General features: G+C 70.8%; 20 protein-coding genes. 5 read left to right on the plus strand and 15 right to left on the minus strand.

The features are described 5' to 3' along the window. Positions 1–227: 227 nt before the first annotated feature. Positions 228–3,392 (minus strand): ABC transporter substrate-binding protein, encoded by a 3,165-nt coding sequence (locus tag AC4BDD_RS00710; RefSeq protein WP_490688973.1) that lies wholly within the window; start codon positions 3,390–3,392, stop codon positions 228–230. 458 nt (positions 3,393–3,850) lie between these two features. Then, positions 3,851–4,969, minus strand: coding sequence for an FAD-dependent oxidoreductase (locus tag AC4BDD_RS00715; protein ID WP_490688974.1), 1,119 nt, complete (start codon positions 4,967–4,969; stop codon positions 3,851–3,853). A gap of 53 nt (positions 4,970–5,022) precedes the next feature. Here AC4BDD_RS00715 and AC4BDD_RS00720 point away from each other — a divergent pair, with 53 nt between their 5' ends. Beyond that, positions 5,023–5,715, plus strand: a complete 693-nt coding sequence (locus tag AC4BDD_RS00720; protein ID WP_490688975.1) for a TetR/AcrR family transcriptional regulator — start codon at positions 5,023–5,025, stop codon at positions 5,713–5,715. Between the two features lie 89 nt (positions 5,716–5,804). Here AC4BDD_RS00720 and AC4BDD_RS00725 read toward each other — a convergent pair whose 3' ends face one another. The 6 genes from AC4BDD_RS00725 to AC4BDD_RS00750 form a co-directional block, all read right to left on the minus strand. Beyond that, a complete protein-coding gene (locus AC4BDD_RS00725) occupies positions 5,805–6,806 on the minus strand; it encodes an aldo/keto reductase (protein ID WP_490688976.1) in 1,002 nt (333 codons plus the stop codon). 373 nt (positions 6,807–7,179) lie between these two features. Further along, on the minus strand, positions 7,180–8,583 hold the full coding sequence (locus tag AC4BDD_RS00730; RefSeq protein ID WP_490688977.1) for an FAD-binding oxidoreductase: 1,404 nt from the start codon (positions 8,581–8,583) through the stop codon (positions 7,180–7,182). 285 nt (positions 8,584–8,868) lie between these two features. Beyond that, positions 8,869–9,072 (minus strand): hypothetical protein, encoded by a 204-nt coding sequence (locus AC4BDD_RS00735; protein WP_490688978.1) that lies wholly within the window; start codon positions 9,070–9,072, stop codon positions 8,869–8,871. A 316-nt stretch (positions 9,073–9,388) separates the two neighbouring features. Continuing rightward, positions 9,389–10,126, minus strand: coding sequence for a hypothetical protein (locus AC4BDD_RS00740; RefSeq protein WP_490688979.1), 738 nt, complete (start codon positions 10,124–10,126; stop codon positions 9,389–9,391). Positions 10,127–10,153: 27 nt separating this feature from the next. Next, positions 10,154–10,762, minus strand: coding sequence for a flavin reductase family protein (locus AC4BDD_RS00745; RefSeq protein WP_490688980.1), 609 nt, complete (start codon positions 10,760–10,762; stop codon positions 10,154–10,156). 145 nt (positions 10,763–10,907) lie between these two features. Beyond that, positions 10,908–12,176: a PP2C family protein-serine/threonine phosphatase gene (locus tag AC4BDD_RS00750; protein WP_490688981.1), complete on the minus strand. Its 1,269-nt coding sequence runs from the start codon at positions 12,174–12,176 to the stop codon at positions 10,908–10,910. 209 nt (positions 12,177–12,385) lie between these two features. Between AC4BDD_RS00750 and AC4BDD_RS00755 the strand changes: the two genes are divergently transcribed. Further along, positions 12,386–12,892 carry a cupin domain-containing protein gene (locus AC4BDD_RS00755; RefSeq protein WP_490688982.1) on the plus strand — a complete coding sequence of 169 codons (507 nt, stop codon included), beginning with the start codon at positions 12,386–12,388 and terminating at the stop codon, positions 12,890–12,892. 95 nt (positions 12,893–12,987) lie between these two features. On the opposite strand, the gene AC4BDD_RS00760 is transcribed toward AC4BDD_RS00755, so the two are convergent. Further along, positions 12,988–14,301, minus strand: a complete 1,314-nt coding sequence (locus tag AC4BDD_RS00760) for an SgcJ/EcaC family oxidoreductase (protein WP_490688983.1) — start codon at positions 14,299–14,301, stop codon at positions 12,988–12,990. Between the two features lie 97 nt (positions 14,302–14,398). Here AC4BDD_RS00760 and AC4BDD_RS00765 point away from each other — a divergent pair, with 97 nt between their 5' ends. After that, positions 14,399–14,902, plus strand: coding sequence for a MarR family winged helix-turn-helix transcriptional regulator (locus AC4BDD_RS00765; RefSeq protein ID WP_490688984.1), 504 nt, complete (start codon positions 14,399–14,401; stop codon positions 14,900–14,902). Between the two features lie 119 nt (positions 14,903–15,021). On the opposite strand, the gene AC4BDD_RS00770 is transcribed toward AC4BDD_RS00765, so the two are convergent. Next, the gene (locus AC4BDD_RS00770) at positions 15,022–15,846 is read right to left on the minus strand and encodes an alpha/beta fold hydrolase (protein WP_490688985.1); all 825 of its coding nucleotides are present in this window, start codon (positions 15,844–15,846) and stop codon (positions 15,022–15,024) included. 147 nt (positions 15,847–15,993) lie between these two features. Further along, on the minus strand, positions 15,994–16,944 hold the full coding sequence (locus AC4BDD_RS00775) for a helix-turn-helix domain-containing protein (RefSeq protein ID WP_490688986.1): 951 nt from the start codon (positions 16,942–16,944) through the stop codon (positions 15,994–15,996). 71 nt (positions 16,945–17,015) lie between these two features. Between AC4BDD_RS00775 and AC4BDD_RS00780 the strand changes: the two genes are divergently transcribed. Beyond that, positions 17,016–18,050: a saccharopine dehydrogenase family protein gene (locus AC4BDD_RS00780; RefSeq protein WP_490688987.1), complete on the plus strand. Its 1,035-nt coding sequence runs from the start codon at positions 17,016–17,018 to the stop codon at positions 18,048–18,050. Positions 18,051–18,204: 154 nt separating this feature from the next. On the opposite strand, the gene AC4BDD_RS00785 is transcribed toward AC4BDD_RS00780, so the two are convergent. The 4 genes from AC4BDD_RS00785 to AC4BDD_RS00800 form a co-directional block, all read right to left on the minus strand. Then, positions 18,205–19,020: a phytanoyl-CoA dioxygenase family protein gene (locus AC4BDD_RS00785; protein WP_490688988.1), complete on the minus strand. Its 816-nt coding sequence runs from the start codon at positions 19,018–19,020 to the stop codon at positions 18,205–18,207. A gap of 185 nt (positions 19,021–19,205) precedes the next feature. Beyond that, positions 19,206–19,604, minus strand: coding sequence for a VOC family protein (locus tag AC4BDD_RS00790; RefSeq protein WP_490688989.1), 399 nt, complete (start codon positions 19,602–19,604; stop codon positions 19,206–19,208). Continuing rightward, positions 19,601–20,101: a cupin domain-containing protein gene (locus AC4BDD_RS00795; protein WP_490688990.1), complete on the minus strand. Its 501-nt coding sequence runs from the start codon at positions 20,099–20,101 to the stop codon at positions 19,601–19,603. The genes AC4BDD_RS00790 and AC4BDD_RS00795 overlap by 4 nt, the downstream gene beginning before the upstream one ends. A 104-nt stretch (positions 20,102–20,205) precedes the next feature. Then, positions 20,206–20,712 carry a nuclear transport factor 2 family protein gene (locus AC4BDD_RS00800; protein WP_490688991.1) on the minus strand — a complete coding sequence of 169 codons (507 nt, stop codon included), beginning with the start codon at positions 20,710–20,712 and terminating at the stop codon, positions 20,206–20,208. Positions 20,713–20,837: 125 nt separating this feature from the next. Here AC4BDD_RS00800 and AC4BDD_RS00805 point away from each other — a divergent pair, with 125 nt between their 5' ends. After that, a complete protein-coding gene (locus tag AC4BDD_RS00805) occupies positions 20,838–21,743 on the plus strand; it encodes a LysR family transcriptional regulator (protein WP_490688992.1) in 906 nt (301 codons plus the stop codon). Positions 21,744–21,777 lie beyond the last annotated feature (34 nt).

Here is a 21,777-nt window from a genome sequence, read left to right on the forward strand (position 1 = left end):
TCAAGGTGCACCTTATCGGCACCCCCTGCCGTGGGAGCGAAGGCGCATCGTGTGTGACGCGCCAGAGCGTCCCCGCGGACGCCCGTACGGCGCTGTACGCCCTCGGGTTCCGGTACCGAGGCGCCAGGCCGCGTTCCTGCTGACCACCGCGTATGGGGACGACGCCGCGCTCTCCGCCTGGCGAGGTGGTGCGGCAGGGACCGCGGGGACCTTCCGCCGCGCAGGGCTCAGCCCTCGCTGCCTTCGCCGACGCCGAGCGCCTGGACGTCGACCATGCCGTAAGCGTGGCTGACGTAGACATTGGTGAGGCGGGGGTTGCGGTAGTTGAGGGATTTCACGGCGACGACAGGGAGGTAGTGGGCGCCGTCGGTGAGTCTGTGGTTGAGGGCGCGGTAGAGCTCGGCCACCTTCTCGGGGTCGGTCTCCGTCCTCGCCTGGTCGAACAGGTCGTTGATCGCCGGGTCGTCGACCTGGGCGTAGTTGGTGTTGCCGCTCGGAACGATCAGGCGGCCGTCGGCCAGCGGCTGCAGGAAAGTGGATCCGTGGGGGAAGTCGGAGCTCCAGCCGGCCATGATGAGGCCGTAGCCCTTGTCCTCGACCTCGCTGGGGCTGCCGGCGGTGTCGAGGTACGCGCTGAACTCCAGCTGGTTGATCTCGACCTGGATGCCCGCGGCCTTCAGGGCCTGCTGGAGCGCCTGGGCGGAGGCCACGTTCTTGGGCCTGTTGTTGGCTACGGCGAGCTTGGTGGTGAAGCCGTTCGGGCGTCCGCAGGCGGCGAGTTCCTCCTTGGCCTTCGCGAGCCGGGGCTTGCCCTCGGTGAGGTCGAAGGGGTCGTAGGCATCGCTGCCCGGAACGGTCGGGGGCAGCATGTTGCCGTAGCGGGAGCCCGTGGTCGGACCGCCCTGAGCGGTCTGGAGGGCGGTGGTGTCGGCCGCGTAGAGGACGGCCTTGCGGCAGTGCTCGTTGTCGAAGGGTGCCGTTTTGGACACCATCGCGACGGTTCGCATGATGCCCGAGAAGGGGGCGTCCGCGTTTGCCTTCAGTTTCGGGTCGGCCATGAGCTTGGCGGAGGCGGCCGGGGGCAGGCCGGCCTGGGACGCGTCCAGGTCCGCGGTGCCTGCCATGAGGTGGGTGGCCACCTGCTCCGGAGTGGCGGAGACGGTCAGCTCGATGCGGTCGGGCAGCGCTTTGCGCACCGGGTCGGTCGCTGGGTTCCAGTGGGTGTTGCGTACCAGGACGAGCGACTTGCCCGGGCTGTACGAGTCGAACCGGTACGGCCCCGACGCGACCGGCTTGGAGTCGTAACGGGCGCCGGTGTCCTTGGACTTGGGCACCGGGGCGGTCGCGCCCAGGGCCAGCAGGTGCGGGAACCGCGAGTCGGGCGCGGCGAGACGGAAGACGAGCGTCCGCTCGTCCGGCGTCTTGACCGACTTCAGGCCGGTGGAGCCGCCGCCCTTGTACGGGCCCCGGTAGTTCTGGCCCTGGTCCAGCACCTCCATGAGATAGGTGGGTCCGCCGCTGATGACGTCCTCCGCGAAGGTCCGTTCGATCGCGTACTTGACGTCCTGGGAGGTGATGGGCGTGCCGTCCTCGAACTTCAGCCCGGACCTGATCCTGACGGTGTACGTCTTTCCGTCGGGCGACACCTCGGGCTGCGCCTCGGCCAGGTCCGGCACGAGCTCGAGGCCCTTCGCGCCGGGCTTGGTGTCGTAGGTGAGCAGCGTGCGGCTGTAGAGCCGCTGCATGTTCCAGACCCAGCCGTAGTAGGAGCGGGCCGGGTCCCAGGAGTCGGCGTCGGCGGCGGTCGCGAGGCGGAGCGTGCCGCCCTTCTTCGAGGAGGGGTTGACGACCTTGTCGACGGCGGCGTCGAAGCCGGCGGCGGAAGCGGTGCCGCCGGAGGACGAGCCCGAACCTTTGCCCCGGGGGGTACCGGCGTTGCTGTGCTTGTCCTTGTCTTTGCCCTTGTCCAGGTTCACGACGAGGGCGGTGATGCCGCCGCCGACCAGCGCCGCCGCGACGGCGATCGCGACGATACGGCGAGCCCGGCCGCCCGGGCGGGCGGCGGAACGGCCGGTGGTGGTGGCGGGAGGGGCGGGCGTCCACGTGGAGGCGAGGACCGGCTCACCACCGAGGTGCTGCGGGGACGTCGCGGCGGCCGCCGGGCCGAAGGCCGGGGCCGGGCTCCGCTCCGGTGCCCGGTGCGGCGTCTGGTCCGGTGCCCGCGTCGGTATGGGCGGGGAGGTCGATGGCAGCGGCGGAGGTGGCAGCGGTGCGGCCGACGTCACGGCGGGCGGAGCCGGGGCCGGGGTGGCGGGCGCGGCCGGAGTCGGGGGCGGCGTGGCAGGCAAGGCCGGGGCCGGCGTGGGCTTCCTGGCCAGGGCGTCCCGTGGGTCGGGTGGCGTGGGGGCCGACCCGGCATCGCCCTCCGCGCCGGCATCCTCGGCACCGTCCGCACCGCCAGGGGTGTCCGCCGACGCGTCCGCGGGCGCGGGATCGGAACCGGCCGGGCGGGTGACCGCCAGGGCCACCGCCTCCGGCAGCCAGGCGGTCTCCTGGGGCAGCCCGCCCCCGTAGGTCAGGCCACCCGTCTCACCGAGTAACCGGGCGAACTCCGCCAGGAGTTCCGGCACCGTGGGCCGACCACCGGGGTCCTTCTCCAGACACCGGCCGATGAAGTCGGTGCCGGCGGGAAGCCTTTGAAGGTCGGCGGCCTCGTACACGGCGCGGAAGTTCACCGAGTGCGGCGATCCGGTGCCGAAGGGCGGCGCGCCCGTTCCGGCGAAGGCGAGGACCGCGCCGAGCGAGAACACATCGCCGGCCGGGCCGACCTGATCTCCCGTCACCTGCTCGGGCGACATGAAGCCGGGTGTGCCGATCACCATGCCCGTCTGGGTGAGGACGCTCGCCTCCGTGGCGATGGAGATGCCGAAGTCGATGACCCGCGGACCGTCGGCGGCGATCAGCACGTTCGACGGCTTCAGGTCCCGGTGGATCAGTCCCGTGGCGTGAATGGCCTCCAGCGCCTCGACCAGGCCGGCCCCCAGGACGAGCAACGACCGACGGGGCCACGCCCCGTGAGCACGGATCGCCGCGTCGAGCGGCAGGCCGGGGACATAAGCGGTGGCGAGCCAGGCGGGAGAGCCCTCGGGGTCGGCGTCGACGACCGCCGCGGTGAAGAATCCGGTCACCCGCCGGGCCGCCTCGACCTCCCGGGCGAACCGGCGCCGGAAGTCGGGGTCCTCCGCGAGTTCGGCGCGCACCACCTTCACGGCGACCATGCGGCCGCTGGTGGAACGGCCCAGATACACCCGGCCCATGCCGCCCGCGCCGAGGCGCGCGAGGATCCGGTAGCGCCCCACCTGCCGCGGGTCTGCGGCGCCCAGCTCTTCCAACGTCCCCCCAGCCGTGATCCCGCCTCCGGGGATCCCAGCTCCGGGGATCGCCCGGGGACGATTACATCAGACCCTGGTGCCCCGCCGGTGACCGGTTCAAGCTACCCATGCTCCTCGCCACCCGACGACGGCTCCCCCGCCAGTCCGCATGACGGTCACCGAGGAGGCCCGGGCCGTCCCCCGCCCCGCCTTCGAGTCATCCCGGCACCTCGCGGGGCGCTGACCCGTTCTCGTTTCAGTCCTGATCTGCGATCTTCGTCAGCAGATCACGGTTCGCCTTGACGCCAAAGCTCAAGACGAGAGCGTGGCGGGGCGTCCGAGACGACCCCGACGTGATCTTCCTGGGCGGCCGGGACATCCGTCCTGAACGACCTGTTCCAGCGCGGGATGCGGCCGAGGCGCTGGAGGGGATCAGGGCCGGCGAGCACACCGAACGCTCCCTCGTCCTCCCTTGGCGGTCAGGACGGCTGGACCTGGTCGAAGAGGGCGAGGGCTTCGGCCGGGTCCGGGCTCACGAGGCGTTCCAGACCGGCCATCGTGATCTTCGCCCACCGGCCGGCCCGGGCCCACATCTGTTCCTCGAAGGCGCGGACGGCCGCGTCCAGATCTCCGGGGCCGGCGGCGATGGACTCGGCGAGTTCGGCGCCTTCCAGCATCGCGAGGTTCGCGCCTGCCCCCAGCGGGGGCATCAGATGGGCGGCGTCGCCCAGGAGCGTCACCCCGGAGACGTGGGTCCAGGTGTGGGACACGGGCAGGACGTAGAGGGGGCGGTGGACGAAGGCGGTGGCGCGGCGGAGAAGGTCCAGGACGGGAGCGGACCAGCCGTCGAAGAGAGCCAGCAGGCTCGATCGCACGGCCTCGACGTCGGCCAGGTCCAGGTTGGTGTGCCAGTCCAGCGGCGCGCGGAACTGGGCGTACGCCTTGACGTGGCCGCCGCTGTTGCGCTGGGCGACGAGAGCTCGGTTCACGCCGTACACGGCCACGGAGCCGTCGCCGATCAACCGGGCGAGGTCGGGGTGGCGGGTGTCGATGTCGTCCAGGGAGGTCTCGACCATGGTGACGCCGGTGTAGCGCGGCGTCACCGGCGAGACCGCCGGGCGGGTCCGGGACCAGGCGCCGTCCGCGCCGACCACGAGGTCGAACGTCTCCTGCCGCCCGTCCGCGAAGTGGACCAGTACGCCGTCCCGGGTTCCCGGCACCACCTGCGTCACGCCCCGCCCCCACTGGACGTCGAGAGGGCCGAGCAGCAGATCACGGAGTTGCCATCGGTCGATCTCGGGATTGGCCCGGTCGCCTGGGCGGGGTCGCCAGTCGCGCAGGACGGTCCCGTCCGTGTCCAGGATGCGCATGGCCTGCCCCTCGGGACGGGACAGCGCCTGGAACTCCGCCAGCAGCCCCGCCTTGTCCAGTGCGCGCTGGCCCAGGCCCTCATGGAGGTCCAGCGTGCCGCCCGGGGGGCGGGCGTCGGAGGCGGGATCACGTTCGAGGACGGTGACGGGGTGATCATGGCGGTGCAGGACGCGGGCGAAGGCAAGACCGGCAGGACCGCTCCCGACCACTGCTATGCGGTGTCTCATATCGATACACCGTATTGCTTCATGACGCTGTATCACAAGGGTACGGTGTCACCATGACTGTCTGGGACCGGCCGGAGCCGCCGACTCAACCCGTGCCGCTCGACCGGGAGCGGATCGTCGCCGCCGCCATCGCGCTGGCCGACGAGGGCGGGCTGGAGGCGGTGTCCTTGCGCAAGGTCGCCGCCCGCCTGGACGCCGGCCCGATGCGGCTGTACAGATACATCTCCACCAAGGAGGAGCTGTTCGACCTCATGGTGGACGAGGTCCAGGCCGAGATCCGCCCCGAGGAGCAGCCCGGTGACTGGCGGGAGGCGTTGCGCACCCTCGCCCAGCGCACCAGGCAGGCCGCTCTCCGTCACGAATGGCTGGCCGACCTGCTCGGCGGTCGCCCGGCCCTGGGGCCGAACGGCCTTGCCGTGACCGAGGCCACGCTGGCCGCCTTCGACGACCTCGCCGACATCGACACCGTCATGCGCGCCGTGGAGACCGTCAGCGCCTACTTCATCGGCGCGATCAGGCGCGAGATCGCGAACCTGCGGGCCGAGCGCGCCACCGGCCTGTCCAAGCACGAGTGGCAGCGGGCCTCCGGCCCTCATGTGACGAAAATGCTGGCCACCGGCCGCTACCCGGCGCTGGCCAAGGCCGTGTACGACGGCACGGACGTGGACGCCGAGGCATCCTTCGCCACCGGCCTGGACTGGGTCCTCGACGCCGTGGCCGTCAAACTCACCCGGCCGCCGGCGTAAGGCCCCGCAGGTCAGGACCTCTCGGCGCTGCGGCCCACAGCCACCCTGGACAGGCCGCGCCGCCCGCAGGCTTGGTGAATCCGGCTGCCTCAGTGCCCCAGCCGCTCCAAAGCTTGTTCCGGATAGCGCTCACCCGCCACCGCTTCCTCAGGCACGGCTTGCCGCAGCAGATCACGGTCGGCCTCGGTCAGGGACAGCGCCACGGCGGCGGCGTTCTCCTGCAGGTAGCGGCGGCGCTTGGTGCCGGGGATGGGCACGATGTCCTCGCCCTGGGCGAGCAGCCAGGCCAGCGCGGCCTGGGCCGGCGAGCAGCCGATCCGTTCGGCGACATCCTGTACGGCCTGCACGAGCGCCAGGTTGTGCTGGATGTTCTCGTCGGCGAACCGCGGCCAGCGCCGCCGGTTGTCGTGCGGGACCAGGTCCTCGCGAGAGGAGAGCGCTCCGGTGAGCATGCCGCGCCCGAGCGGCGAGTAGGCCACGACGGCGATGCCCAGTTCCCGGCAGGTGGCGAGCAGTTCACCCTCCACCACGTTGCGGGTGAAGAGGGAGTACTCCACCTGTATCGCGCTGACCGGGTGGACGGCATGGGCCCTGCGCAGTGTGGCGGGACTGACCTCGCTCAGCCCGATGTGGCGGACCAGCCCGGCCTCCACCAGCTTGGCCATGGCGCCGACCGTCTCCTCGACAGGCGTGGCGGGGTTGCGGCGATGCGCGTAGTAGAGGTCGATGTGCTCAACACCCAAGCGGCGCAGTGAGGCCCGGCAGGCGAGGGGAACGTAGTCGGCGGAGGTGTCGACGTCGCCGACCCGGCCCGTGGCCGCGTCATGGCGCAGCCCGAACTTGGTCGCCACGACCACCCGGTCCCGCTCGCGAGCGTGCCGACGGAGCCAGCGACCGACCAACTCCTCGTTGCCGCCCTGCCCGTAGGCATCCGCGGTGTCCAGCAGGGTGACGCCCATCTCAAGGGCGCGATCCAGCGTGTGCTGGGACTCCTCCTCATCCGGCACGCCGTAGGCGATGGACATGCCCATGCAGCCCAGGCCGATCGCGGACACCTCGGGGCCGTTGTCGCCCAGCTTGCGGTACTTCATGAATCCTTCTTCTCGTCATCGAGCGGCCGGTCGCCCGGCACCACTGGCCTCTTGGGCCGACTTGCCACCGCACCGCCCAGGCAGTCCGCGAAGCCGTCAACACCATCGACAGAATCCTCACCCGAAGGCCTGCCCTGCAAACGATCATTCTCGGCGGATCGCGCCAGGCAGGTCAGGTCCCACAGGGCGGAGCACGTGCGCGCCGTCGCGCGGCACGGGTGGCCGGCGCCGGCTGCCGGCGCGGCGGCTGGGTGGCACGCGCAGCGCGGGAGCAGCGCCGCGAACGAGCGCTCCTCCGCGGTCGCGGCCTCCGTCTCCCACCGGTCATCCGTCGCCAGGTCGGCGAGTGCGGTTTCTCGTGCGTGAGGGTGTGTCAGGCCGCGACGGGGGCGACGTTGGCGTTCCGGTGGAAGACGTTCTCCGGGTCGTACTTGGACTTGATCCGGGCCAGCCGCTGGTACTTCTCCGGTCCGTAGGACGCCCGGACGCGGTCCTCCTCGATCTCGGTCATGAAGTTGACGTAGCCACCGGGACCGACCGCGTGCGGCAGCAGCTCGGTCCACAGCGCCCTGACCCAGGCGGTGTCGGCCACCAGCTCCTCCGGGTCGAAGGTGAGGGCGGTGAGGGCCATCATGTAGCCGGGTTCGCGCGGGCTTCCGTAGGCCGTGGCGTCCTCGTCGACCTCGGTGAAGGCGCCGTCCAGCCGGAAGGTCGGGCAGAACGTCAGCGGCGAGGTCTTGCGCCGCAGGTACTCGTTCAGCAGCGCGATCACGTCGTCGCTCAACTCCGTGATGGGGATCCCCTTCTCGTAGTCGAGGATCCCGTACGGCGAGGAGTCGTCGAGCATGCTCTGCAGTTGGGTGTAGGGCAGCGGGGTCCGCATCTCGAAGAGCCTCGGTGGCCCACCGTCCAGCAGGGCGGCCGCGGCGGCGTGCTCCTCCGCGCTGCCGAAGCCGCCGATGATCAGTGCGTGGCCGAGCTTGCCGCGGTGCTCGACCGGTACGAAGGGCTCTGGCGGGGCGTTCAGCCCGATGCCGACCAGCACACTGTGCCTCGGTGGCAGCGCCGGAACCACCTCGCGGATCAGTTCCATCGCCTCGCGGCCCACCGAAATGTCCCAGAAGAAGACACCGACGTGCACCTCGGGCCCGACCGCGTGCAGCCGGAAGTCGAAGGCCGTGACCACCCCGAAGTTCCCACCGCCGCCGCGCAGCGCCCAGAACAGGTCCGGGTTCTCCTCCGCCGACGCGTGCACCAGGGTGCCGTTGGCCAGCACCACCTCGGCGCCCAGCAGATTGTCGACGGTCAGTCCGTGCTGGCGGGTGAGCCAGCCCATGCCACCGCCCAGGGCCAGGCCGCCGATGCCCGTGTGGCTGATGGTGCCGGCCGGCACGGCGAGGCCGTGCGCCTGGGTGGCGGCGTCGAGCTGGGCGAGGGTGGCTCCGCCGCCGCAGCGGGCGGTGCGGGCCTCGGGGTCGACCGTGACGGCGTGCATCGCGGTCAGGTCGACGACCAGCCCGTCGGGGCAGACGGCGGCACCCGCCGGGTTGTGCCCCCCACCGCGCACGGACACCTCGAGGTGCTCGTCGCGGGAGAAGGAGAGTGCGGCGGCGACATCCGCGGGCTCGACGCAGCGGACCAGCAGGGCAGGGCGGTGGTCGATGGCTCCGTTGGCCACGGAGCGGGCGGCGTCGTACTCAGGATGCTCCGGTCCGAGGACGTCTCCCCTGATCCGCTCCCTGAGCGAGCCGACGGCGTGATCGGTGAGCCGGGTCATAACGGCCTCCGCGGAGCAGACGAGGCTTACTCCTGCCACGCTAGCCGCCCTCCCACAGGATGACAATTCACGCAAACCGGGCAATCTTCGTGCGCATGCCATCCTGGGCGCACCGTCGGACGGACGGGCCGGCGGGGCGTCCACCCCGTCCCATTGGATCTCTGCCGGTACGGCCGCGGACCGACGGCCGCCCACCCCCGTGCCGTGACCGCATTGGTTCACCGGGTTGTTCAGGCTGAAGTCTTGAGAGGACGCCACCCGGCAGCTCAGCGCGTTGAGTGGCCGTCACTCCGGATAGGGCACCCGGAGCTTGGCCCAGGACTTTGCTCCCGGCCAGCCGTCCGCGTCCGCACCCTGGTACCCGAGCTTCCGCTGCCACATGGCGTAGGAGTCGCGGTGGTATTTCGTCCACTGATCTCCGCTGAGAGGGTGGGCCGAGGGTGGGCCGGCCGGGCCATATTCGGAGCATCCCTCTTCGACCAGGCGCATTGCCATCATTTTGATGATCGGGCTGTTCGGCTCACTTTTGAACCACTCGGAACCTGGGAAGGGAACGCAGCCGTCGTCTGTACTCATGCTTGCACGTTAGGCGTATCCACCATTGTCGGCATGTTCACTCCTTTGTGGCTCGGTAAGTTCATGCGATTGGCGGATGCCTGTGCGGCGGTGGCCGGCTGTTCGCTGCCGACCAACTCGGTTTCCGTGCCCTTTGTCCGGCGGCGCACTGTACGGCGGTCCGCCGGATACGGGTGGCCGGAGCATTCGGTTGTCCTGAGGCGATCGCCACGGATCGCCTATGTGGTGATTATCGACTCCAGATAGTCCGCGGTGGTCGCCCAGTTTGCCTCTGCCGAGACAGCTCCAGCAGGATGTCGCTGACGGTGAAGTGCTGATCCAGTTCTTCACGGATTCTCCCGAGCGCCTCTTTGGTGTGTTGAAGCTCAGCACGCGGGTTTACCTCGCGGAGGTATCTGTCGATCAATGCATAGAGCGCGGGCCCATCTTCAAGTGAATCGAGTTGTGGCAGTTCTTCCCATGTGGGGCCTGGTGTCAGCAGGTTGATGAGCTGTCGGGCGCCGTGTCCGGGGCTGCGTGTTCCGGGTACGCGAGGGTCGACCTCGGGTCGCTCCGACACTCGCGGAAGGGCGCCTCTACCAAGAGTCTTTGAAAGTTCCGTGAGAGCTGTGACCCTCCGAAACTTTCCTTCCATGAGGCGTCGAAAGTCCCCAAAGGATTCGGGGTCTAGTACGGCCAGACAATCGCCGTATTCGAAGATATCGCTATCCAGCTTGGATATCGCAGCTGCCTGCGCATTCAGCAAGTCATGGAACTCTTTGCTTCTGATTCCATCAGAGAATCCCGCACTTGCTCGCTGAAGCAGTTCGACTATGCGGTCGCCGCGCCACACAATTTCGTAGGCGGCCAGATAGATCGTGAACAAATGGGCGCCCAGTTTCCGCTGTTTAGCGTCACGCCGCGAAGCAGCTGCCGTGGGTGCCAGGTTGGCGATGGCATCGAGGATGTTCTTGAGCAGCTCGTACACGCGACCACTCCTACCCACCCAAAGCGCTCAGTTCGACGTGGACCAGTCAGCGTAGGGGACGCGGCGCAGGTCGCGGATCTCGCCGAGCGTGCCCCACTCGTCCTTGCCCAGGCGCGTGAGAGGCCGCAGCCGCGTGATCTCCGGATGGCCCTGGTCCAGAACGGCGTCGTCGACCGCGAAGTGCACCACCCGTCCGAAGACCACGGTCGAGTCACCGAGCAGAAGGGTGCTGTGCAGCTCGCACTCCAGAGCCACCGGGGAGCCGGCCACGCGCGGAGCCTTCACCCGCATACCCGGTTCACGCTCGACTCCTACAGCGTCGAACTCGCTCACCTCGGGCGGGAAATCCGTGGCGGTCTCGTTGATCTTCTCAAGGAGCGGTTCGGGGGCGAGATTGACCACGAACTGCCCGGTCGCCTCGACGTTGCGCAGCGAGTCCTTCCGGCCGACCGAGGTGAACTGCACGATGGGCGGCGTGATCGAGGAGATGGTGAAGAAGGAATGGGGAGCGAGGTTGTCGACACCCTCGGCGGAAACGGTCGACACCCACGCGATCGGCCGGGGCACGACGGTCGACGTCAGCAGGCGATAGACCGCGGTCCGGTCGAGCAGGGCCGGGTCGTATTCAGTGCGCATACACGCAATCATCAGGCATCTCTGGTACGTGCCCGGCGGGAGATCGTGTGATCTCAGTCATGCCGCTGGTCGGCGCGGAGTCCTGATCACCGCATTGTCCGCTGTGGACAGTTCTTGTCGTCCGCGTGCTCGGGGCAATACCGCTTCACCGGTGCTGCGGGCGCCATTCGAAGAGCAGGATGGTCGCGTCGTCCCGCAGTTGGTTGCGCTGGTGGTCGAGGAGGGCGTGGATGAGCAGCCGCAGCACCTCGGCCGGACGCTGGCCGGCGGCGGAGAAGCGGATGATGAAGTCGGTGAACCGGTCGAGGCCGAACTCCGCGCCGTTCGCGTCGCGTGCCTCCACCACGCCGTCGGTGTAGAGCAGGACGTGGTCGCCCGGTTCCAGCGTCGTCTCGTGGACTTGCCGGGCCGCCGGGGCGAGTTGGCCGGCCAGGCCGATCGGGGGCTGCGGGGGGCTGTCCAGCGCCCCGTCGACCACCCGCTCGGATCGGATCAGCAGCGGCGGAGGGTGACCGCAGTTGACCCAGCGCAGCACCCCGGTGACCGCATCGAGCCGACACACCACCCCGGTGCAGAAATGGTCGGGCAGCCACTGGGCGAGCGCCTGGTCGACGGAGCCGACGACGTCGGCCAGGTCGCCACCGCCGCGGCGGGTGTTCCGCGCCGCCGCCATGGCGACCGACGTGGTCAGGCCGGAGGCCAGATCGTGGCCCATGGAGTCGAGGATCATGGTGTGCAGCACGTTCTTGACCACCGAGTGGTCGAAGGCGTCGCCGGCGATGTCGTAGGCGGGTTCCAGGACCGCGGTCGAGACACACCTGCGGCTGCCGACGGTGTGGGGTGGCAGGAAAGCCCGCAGCATCTCGGCGGGCAACCGCATGGCCGTGGTGCGGGTGCGGGCGGCCAGCCAGTCGCTGTAGGCACGCTTGGAGGTGATCAGCATGGCGAACAGATGGGCCAGCATCCTGCTGCGGCGCAACCGTACCCCGTCCAGCGCAGCGGTCCGCACCGCCAGCACGCCCAGCCGCTCCGCACCGTCGACCAGAGGCATCCAGACGATCACGCCGTCGTCGGCGTCGGCCACCCGTGGGGAAACGGTGCGGTACGCCCAGCCGGCCGACGAGTCGGACACCGACAGCGGCTCCAAGGACTCGTCGAGCGGGATGAGCAGCCGTTGTTGCAGGTCCACGAGGTAGATCCGCGCGGTGTCCAGGCCGAGAGCCGAAGCGCACCGGTTCGCCAGGGCGGACAGTTCGAACGGCAGGGCCGTCTGCGCCTCGATGATCAGCTCTTCCAGCCGACCCTCGTCGACGGCGGCGTCGGAACCGGCGGACGCCTGCGGGGGGTCAGACACCGGGATCACCCCTTCCGCGCCCAGTCTCACACCGATCCCGACCCCTCTCACGTCAGGCATGGTCGTGCCGCCGGATACGGCCGGATGAGCATCGGGGTCCGCGCGGCCGACCTTGTGGTGGCTGGGCTTCTGGTGGGGTTGGCCGGTGGCGAGGGTCCTGCGCATCTCATGCCGGGGTGGCCGCCGCCGCGAGGGGCGCCCGGCGGGGGCCGGGCTTTACGGTGGAAGAGGAGCACCGAACCGACGGACGGACTGCGTGGGAGGGCGCCATGGGGGCTGGGCGCTTTGTGATCGGGCCGGACGAGGGCACGTCGATCTGGCTGATGGGGCTCGGGGTCGACTTCAAGATCCGGGCCGAGGAGACCGGTGGCCGGTTCTCGATCGTGGAGCATCCGATCGAGCCGGGCCGTCTGGTGCCGCCGCACATCCACAGCCGGGAGGACGAGTACTCCTACGTCCTCGAAGGCCGGGTCGGTGCGCGAGTGGGTGACCAGGAGGCGACGGCGGGTCCTGGTTCTTACATCCTCAAGCCGCGGGGCATCCTGCACACCTTCTGGAATGCCGGACCGGACCCGGCGAGGATCCTGGAGATCCTCTGCCCCGCCGGTTTCGAGGGGTTCTTCAGGGAGCTGGGCGCGCTCGCGGAGCCGGCGAGCGGGCCGGAGGAGTTCGTCCGGCTCCGCACCGGGCTGGGTGAGCGGTACGGGCTGGGGTTCTCGGACGAGTGGATCGCCGAGCTGACCGATCGGTACGGGCTGCGGCTCCTCGGGGAGTAGCCGGAGCGGTGCGGCACGCCTCCGCTGGTGGACCGATGAGTACGCTGCGATCCGACGGGTGGGCGCGGACGGCTCGGGGCCGTCCGCGCCGGGTGCTACGCGTCGGTGGCGACCTGGGTGTTCTGTGCGGCGGCGATCCGCCAGGTGCCGTCGGCGTCCTTCGCGAGGATGTAGAAGGGCCTGCCTTCGGGGAGGCCGTCGGCCGCGTTCCCGCCGGGGTGGATCGGCCGCTGGCGGACGTTGACGGCGGCCACGTCCGGGCGGATGAAGAGGATGCGCTCGACGTCGTACGAAGCGGTGACCTCGGTCATGGCACCGGGCAGTACCTTGTGGGTGAAGGTGCTGATCTCCTGCCAGCCGGAGAGGCGCTTGCCGAAGCCGGTGGTCCAGACCGGGTCTTCGGTGCGGAAGAGGTCCATGAACGCTGCGGGCAGCTCGTTCTGCTGGGTGCGTTCGACCTCGGCGACCAGCTCGGCGATCGCCTGGATGTCCTCTTGGCGGGTGGCGGGATCGGGGGTGCCGAAGACCGGGTATGTGCGGTAGGAGCCGGTCAGGAGCTCGGCGATGGCGCCGGGCCGCCGAGGCCGCCAGTCGAGCGCGTCGCGGGCGGCTTGCCCACTGACGGTCTGGTCGAGGGCGAGTGCGTCGGCGAAGTCCGCGCCGAGGGCTTCGCGGGCCTGGTCCAGCGGCCAGGTAACCGGCGGGGTGAGGACGCCGGCGGCGCGTCCGGCCGCGGCGGCCAGCTCGGCGACGGGGACTGCCGGCTCGGTGACGCCGTGCCAGACGGTGCCCGCCTCGGCCCGCTCCACCGCGAGGGTGAAGAGGTCGGCGAGGTCGTCGATGTGCACCATCGGCCAGCGGACGGACGCCTCGCCGATGAACTTCGGCTCGCCGTGCTCGCGGGCCAGGTTCACCAGCAGGGCCGGGATGCCGCCGCCTCGGCCGTGCACGATACTCGGGCGGATCACCACGGCGCGCACGCCGTCCTCGGCGGCCGCGAGGACCTGGCGCTCGATCCGCGGCCGGTAGCCGACGATCGGCAGCGGATCGACGGGGGCGTCCTCGCCGGCCGGTTCGGCGCCGGTGGCCCCCAGCACCCAGACGCCGCTGGTGTAGACGAACGCCCGGCCGGTGCCGCGCAGCGGAGCGGTCAGCGCGTCGACCGCGGCGGCGTCCACGGCCTGGTCGCCGGTCGGGGTCGCGAGGTGGACCACGGCGTCGATGTCGGGCGTCACGGCCCGGGTGAGCGACCGCGGATCGGCGAGGTCGCCTGGGCGCTCCTCGTACGGACGGCCCGCCTTGCTCCCTGGGGTGCGGCTGAGCGCGACGATGTGGTGGCCGGCCTCGGAGAGGTGGGCGGCGACGGCCGATCCGATGTAGCCGTTCGCGCCGATGAGCAGGATCTTCACGGTAACCCCCTAGGTCGAAAATTTCGATGTCGAAACTATAGACAGAGGGATCGCGTGGCGTCAAATAGTTCGACGTGGAAATGTTAGGCTTCTCCGTATGACCGATCAGGAACCGCGCGACGGCGTCGACGTGATCATCAAGCAGTGGCAGACCGTCCGACCCGACCTGGACCCCTCCCCCATGGCAGTCGTCGGCCGTCTCTCCCGCGCCTCGCGACTCCTCGAACGCACCGTCAAGGACACCTTCGCCGCCCACGGCGTCGAGCCCTGGGAATTCGACGTGCTGGCCACCCTCTTGCGCTCCGGCTCCCCGCTCAGCGCGGGGGCGCTCAGCAGCGCGGCGATGGTCAGCTCCGCCGCCCTGACCAATCGCATCGACCGGCTGGTCGAGAAGGGCCTCGTCGACCGCGCGCTCGACCCCGACCACCGGCGCCGCATGCTCATCTCCCTCACCGACAAGGGCCTGCGCCTGGTCAACGACCTCGCCGAAGTCCACCTCGCCAACGAACGGCAGCAGCTCTCCGGTCTCACGGACCAGGAGTGCGACCAGCTCGCCGGACTCCTCCGCCGCCTCCTGGTCTCGCTCGGCGACCGTCCGTAGGAGCCGGCGGACGGACGGGAGGGCTCAGGGAGCAGCCGACCGCGGCCCCAGCACTCGGGGGCTCGGCCCCTTCCAGGGCAGTTGCCACACGTTCCGCCGAGCGACCAGGCGGAGCGCCCCTAGCCGAGTGCCCCCGTTCGCGACCCACCGATCGTCTGGTCGTCGCCGTCGGAGAGGAACGCGAGCACCAGCGGCGTGGCGATGCCGGCGAACTCCTCGAAATAGGCGTGCCGGGCGCGAGGGATGAGGCGCATCCGCGCGCCCGGAATGCGGTCGGCGAGCAGCGGCGCGTTGGCGGTGGGGTTGAACAGGTCATCGGTGCCGTGGACGACGAGCGTCGGCGCGGTGATCCGCGGCAGTGCGTCCCAGGCATCGTGCCGGGCACTGGCCCGCAGATGCCGGCGGCGGGCGTGGGCGGGCATCGTGGAGTCGCCGAGTGTGTGGAACGGTCCGTCATGCCCGGCGAGCCAGCCGGGCGTGTACATGAGTTCACGCAGGGCGCGGCGAGCGGCGTCCGCGTCGGACTGCGCCAGCGCCCGTCGCACCTCCGGCCCGCGCTCGACGCCGTGCGGCCCTCCGGGAGAGGTGCAGCCCAGCACGAGGCGGTCGACGCGGCCGGGGTGGTCTGCGGCGACCCACTGCGCGACCCGGCCGCCCATGGACGTGCCATAGACGTGAGCCCGTCCGATCCCGGCGTGGTCGAGGACTGCCAGCACATCGCGGGCGAACCCTGGCGTGCTGTAGGTGTCGGTGTCGGGCCGGTCGCTGGACCCGGTGCCGCGGTAATCCATGACGACGGTGGTGAACTCCGCTTCGAAGCCGGCCCGCACCGAGTCCCACCAACGGTGGTCGTTGGCCTGCCCGCTCAGCAGAATCAGCGGCTCGCCGGCGCCACGGACCTCGTAGTAGAGCGCGGCACCGTCGGCCGCCTGTGCGAAGGGCATGGTGGTGATTCTCGCACCGGGCACGCCCGACGCTCACGCCGGGCAATCCGCTCCCTCATGCAGGGCGACGCCGCCTTCGTCCGGGGCGCTCAGGTGCCTGTCGGGGGACCGTCTGCCGATGACATCAGTCGGCCTCGGGCCGACGGGTCATGAGCTGTTCTGGCCGCGGAAGGTGCGCCGGTAGGTGTCCGGGGGCACTCCCACCGCGCGGCTGAAGTGCCGGCGCAGGGTGGTCGCCGTGCCCATGCCGGTGTGCACGGCGATCCGTTCGACGGCCGTGTCGGTGGTCTCCAGGAGTTCCTGCGCGCGCCTGATGCGCTGAGCGTGCAGCCAGCGCAGCGGGGTCAGGCCGGTGCTCTGGTGGAAGAGCCGCGTCAGGTGCCGGGTGCTCATGCCCGCGCGGGCGGCCAACTCCTGTACGGTCAAGGGCTCGTGCAGCCGGTCCAGAGCCCAGTCCTGGAGGTCGGCGAATCCGTCACCGCTCCGAACCGGGACGGGGGCGGCGATGTACTGGGCCTGACCGCCGGCGCGGTGCGGCGGCACCACCAGGGTGCGGGCGAGCGCGTTGGCGACCGCGGTGCCGTGGTCGAGGCGCACCAGGTGGAGGCTGAGGTCCAGGGCGGCGGCCTTACCCGCGGCGGTGAGGATCTGCTCGTCGTGGGTGTAGAGGACGTCGGCGTTGACGCGTATGTGCGGGTAGCGCTCCGCGAGCCGGGGCGCGTGCAGCCAGTGTGTGGCGGCCTCGCGCCCGTCCAGCAGTCCGGCGGCGGCGAGGACGAACGAGCCGGTGCACAGTGAGGCGATACGGGCGCCGCGCCGGTAGGCGTCACGCAGCGCGTCCAGCAGGTCTTCGGGCGGGTCGGCCTCGATGTCGTCGCAGGACGGCACGATCACGGTGTCGGCGTGGGCGAGTACGTCGAGCCCCCGCGGGCTGTCGACTCGCAGCCAGCCACCCAGCCGGGCGTCCCGCGGTCCGCAGACGGCGAACTCGTACCAGGGGTCTGCCAGGTGTGGGCGGTCCATGCCGAAGATCTCCAGGGCGATGGCCGCCTCGAAGAGCATCGCCCCGTCGTAGACGGGCATCGCCACCAAAGCCATGTCCGGAAGTGTACGGGTGGCGTCCTTTCCGACACTCGTGCGGGCGGGCCGCGGGGCCCAGGATCGATGCCATGAACACGAACACACCGCAGCAGACTGTCGCGATCTTCGGCGCCTACGGCCACACGGCCCGCTTCCTCATCGACGAGTTCCACAAGCGCGGCTTCGGTCTCGCGCTCGGCGGCCGCGACCCGGAACGCATGAGCGCCCTGGCCGAGATCCACCCCGACGCCCGCACCCACGTCGCCACCGTCGACGACCCCGCGTCCCTGGACGCGCTGCTGGCGGGCGCCGTGCTGGTCGTCAACGCCGCGGGCCCGTTCGGCGACACCACCCCGCCGCTGATCGAGGCGGCCCTGCGCGCCGGCATCCACTACATCGACATCACCGGCGAGCAGCCGGTCACCCGCCACAGCTTCGAGACCTACCGGGACCGGCTGGCAGACAGCGGTCTGCTGTTCCTGCCCGCACTGGGATTCTTCGGGGGGCTGCCGGACCTGCTGGCCACCGCGGCGATGGGCGACTGGACGGCCGCGGACGACATCTCGGTGGCGTTCGCACTCGACAGCTGGCACCCGACGGCCGGCACCCGCAAGGCCGGGGCGCGCAGCGCGGGCAAGCGGGTGACGGTGAGCGGCGGTCGGCTGGTGCCGTCCGCCGACAACCAGAACGTCCTGACCGACTGGGACTTCCCCGCGCCGGCCGGCAAGCAGCCGGTGCGCGCGCTGGGGACAGCCGACCAGATCACCATCTCGCGGCACCTGAAGGCCCCGGACGTCCGGGCGTTCATGAACGAGGCCCCGCTGGCCGACCTGCGGGATCCGGGCACGCCGGCGCCCACCGCCGTGTCCGAGGACGGCCGTTCGGCGCAGTCGTGGCTGATCGACGTCGTGGTCACGCGTGGGGCCGAGCGCCGCGCCGTGTCCGCGGTCGGTCGGGACATCTACGCGGTGACCGCGCCGGTGGTCGCCGAGGCCGCCGTCCGGGTCCTCGCGGGCCGGACACTGCCGAGCGGCACGGCCTGTGGGATGCGCGCCCCAGGGGAGGTCTTCGACGCCGAGGACTTCCTCTCGTCGGTCGCCGACATCACGTGGTCGCGGCGCTGACCGACGCCTGCCGACCGGGCGTGCCATCGGTGTGGCCTCCCTACGCCCGCCGGCCCAAGGTCGCTGCCGGTAGCCGCTGAGCCGTCGTCGCGCCATGCCACTGTCCCTGCCCAGCCCGTGCTCCCCCGGGCAATCGACCTTGGGAGTCGAGCCTTCAGCGACAGGCGCCGCAGTCGGTGCCGTCCCCGTCCGGGCCGGGGGTCTCCTGTCCCAGACCGCGACGGATCGCTATCTCCACGGGTGAGTAGGCGCCGTCGGCCCGCTCCAGCTCGTACGGCGCGGCCGGCAGCAGCGGCGGTTGGGCCATGAAGCGCGGCCGTGCCCCGTGGTGCGGTTGCGCCGCGTGCACCAGGAACGGATGGCACAGGAAGACGTCGCCCGGGGACCCGGTGGCGAGGGCGAGTGGCCGGTGATCGGACGCCGCCACCAGATCGGGTGCGAGGGCCAGCCCGCTCGCCCCGTCCTCCCCGTACTTCTCCAGCACCTTCGGCACGTCGAGGTGTGAGCCGACCCGGATCCGGGTCGGGGCGTCCTCCTCGCCGACCTCGCTGAACAAGAAGAGCATCAGCAAGGCCCGGCCCTGGGAGCGCAGATTGGTGAAGTACCAGCTCTCGCCCTCCGGCAGGTAGCTCCCCTCGATGTGCCAGCCCGCGTCGCCAGGCTCCGCCTCGTGCGGGAAGCGCAGCGGGAACGTGCCCAGCGAGTAGCGCGGCTCCCAGCGTCCCGCGCCGACGAGCAGATCGTACGCGTCATGCAGGGCCGGGGAGTTGGGTGCGGCGGCGAACGGGCCCTGCGCCATGCCGGCCACCCAGTGCACGGGCTGCGTCCACGTCGCCGGATCGTCCGGGGCGCAGCCCGTCTCTCGCCACAGCAGCCGCGCGCAGTCCGCAGCCACGCGCGGCGCGACGGCGCCCTCCAGCTTCACGAAGCCGTCGCGGAGGAAGCGGGATACCAAGGTCGTGTCATCCATGCCCTCATCGTCTTGCGGCACCGGTCCCGGCCACCCGACATTGTCCGCACCGACTTTGTCGGGTGTTCCCAAAAAAGGACGGTTGCGGGTACGCGTGGACGACGGCCTCTCCAGCGATGCCCGAGAGCCCGTCACCGTCGCCGCGATCCGGCTCCGGCCGCGTTCGTGATCCGCTCGGACGCCGCTCAGGCCCAGGTGCGGGAGCACAGCACCAGGCGGTAGCCGTCCGGGTCGGCGATCGTCACACCGTGCTCGTCCCAGTACGGGTTGTGTGCCGGAACGCGGGTACCGCCGACGGCGACCAGGCGGTCGATCAGGGACTCGTCCGCCGGCTCGCCGAGGTAGACGACGAACAGATCGTCCGCCGTCGGGGTCGGCTCCAGTGGCCGCTGCGGGTCGTGCGTCAGCTCGAAATGCCAGGCGGCGCCGGGCGGGCCGACCATCAGCAGGTCGTGCTCGCCCGGAACGCGCTCGGTCGTGCGCCACAGGACGGCCAGGCCGAGGCCGTCCACGTAGAAGCGTTCGGCGGCGGCGAGGTCCCGCGAGGGCCGGGCCACCCGGACCGGGACGGTGGGGTCGATCACGCCGAGACCTCCAGGGCGGCCCGCCAGACGGGGCTGTCGACGTAGTGGTTGTCGAACCGCTCCGCGGAGGCGGCGATCTCCCCTCCGTCGGCTTCGCCTCGCATCACCCGGCCGAGCAGGCGCAGGTAGTCGAACCGGCCCATGCCCGGCGTGAACACGAACAGCACGTCCGCCTCGCAGCCGGGCGCCGCGGCGAAGGCGTGCGGGGTGTGGGGCGGCACGGCCAGGAAGTCGCCCGCCTCCAGGACGGTGACCTCCTCCCCCACCAGCACCCGGAGGGACCCGCTGATCACGAAGAACAGCTCCGTCGCCTTGGTGTGGAAGTGGGCGGGTGCCCCCACGGCCCCCTTGGCGAACGTGGACCGGTAGCTGGTGAAGCCGTCGGCGGTGCTGTCCGAGTCGGCGAGCAGCGTCATCACACTGCTGGGGTCGGCACAGGTCTCGGCCTCGGCGTGACGGGTCAGTACCGGCTGTCCGCCGGTCACCGCGATCTTCATGTCGTGCCCTTTCCAGGAGATTAGGAGGGTTGTGCAGGGAGTCGAGAGGGCCCATGAGGTCTCCGGACCAAGAGGGCCCTTCGTGCGGTTGCGCAGGGCGGGTGTCAACCGAAGATCACGGCGGGTTCGCCGGTGTACCAGGTGTTGTCGATACGGAGCCGGCGGATGACCCAGCGGTCGCCGTCGCGGACCAGGTCGACGTCGTAGGGGTTCTTCAGCAGCGCGTGTGCGGCCGGGTCGGCGATGAGCAGGTGCTGGGCCTCCACCAGGGCGGTGAGCCGGGCGGTGTCGCCATCGATCGTGATCCGCGTGTTGGTGATCTGGTGTGTGGTGTCCACCCGGCCGGTGAACATGGCCAGAATGGTGGTGACGATGGTGTCGCGTCCGGACATCAGCGGCGGCCTGGCCCCCCACTTGGAGGCGGCCGGGCGGAAGTCCAGCTCGGCGTCGGCGGCGAAGGCCGAGGCGAACAGCTCCGCGTCCTTGAGGTCCTGGCCCAGGCCGAAGCGGTAGAGCGCGTCGGTGATCTCCGCCCGGTCCCTGAGTTCCGCGACGGCCGCGGCGGTGTCGTGCGCGGGGGTGGTCAGGGCGCGGTCGCGGGTGACGTACATGATGTTCTCCTGTACAGGTGAGGTGGCCTTTCAACGCCTCTGATCCTGATTGGGTCCGGATAGGGCATCAATGCGCACCTGCGCAACGATCGTGAAGCCTCGATTAACGATGGGAGGGTGCGGGGATGCTGGAGCGGCACGAGCTGGAGGCGTTCCTGACGCTCGCCGAGGAGCTGCACTTCGGCCGCTCCGCCGAGCGGCTCCGCGTCTCCACGGCCCGGGTCAGTCAGATCATCGCCAAGCTGGAGCGCCGCATCGGCGTCCCGTTGTTCAACCGCACCAGCCGCCGGGTGGAGCTGTCCCCGGTGGGACGACAGCTGTATGAGGAGACACGCCCCGCCTGGTCCCGGATCACCGACGCGTTCGAGCGGGCCGTCGACGCGGGGCGGGGGCTGACCGGGCTGCTGCGGGTCGCCTTCACCGGGCCGGCGGCGGGCCAGCTGCTGGTCGGGGCCACGCAGGCGTTCCGCACCCGGCACCCCGACTGCCAGGTCCAGATCAAAGAGGCGCACCTGCCGGAAGTCCTGCCGTGGCTGCGCAGCGGCGAGGTGGACACCGCGCTGACCTGTTATCCGATGCACGAGGAGGGCATCGTGATGGGGCCGGTCCTGGTACGGGAGGCACGCATGCTCGCCGTGCCGGCAGGGCATCCGTTCGCCCGCCGCGCGACGGTCTCCGTCGAAGATCTGGCTCGCGTGACCGTGCTGCGGATTTCCGAGACGCTGCCGGAATCCCTGCGCGAGGACCGCGCGCCGCGCCGCACCCCCGCTGGGAGACCGATCGCACTGGGTCCGTCGGCCACGACGTTCAACGAGACGCTGACGCTCGTGGGCGCCGGGGAGGGGGTCTTCGCCGTCGGCGCCCACACAAGGCGCTACTTCGCCCGCCCCGACGTCGTCTATGTCCCCTTCGAGGACGCCGCGCCAGTGGAGTGGGGCCTGGTATGGCCCGCCGACGGTGCGACAGCCCGCGTTCGCGCCTTCAGCGAGGCGGCACTCAACCTGGTGCAGCCGCCCGAACCCAGCCCCTGACCGTCATCGACCGGTGCCGAGGGTGCGGCTCCAG

The organism is Streptomyces sp. JLBT605, assembly GCF_058215555.1.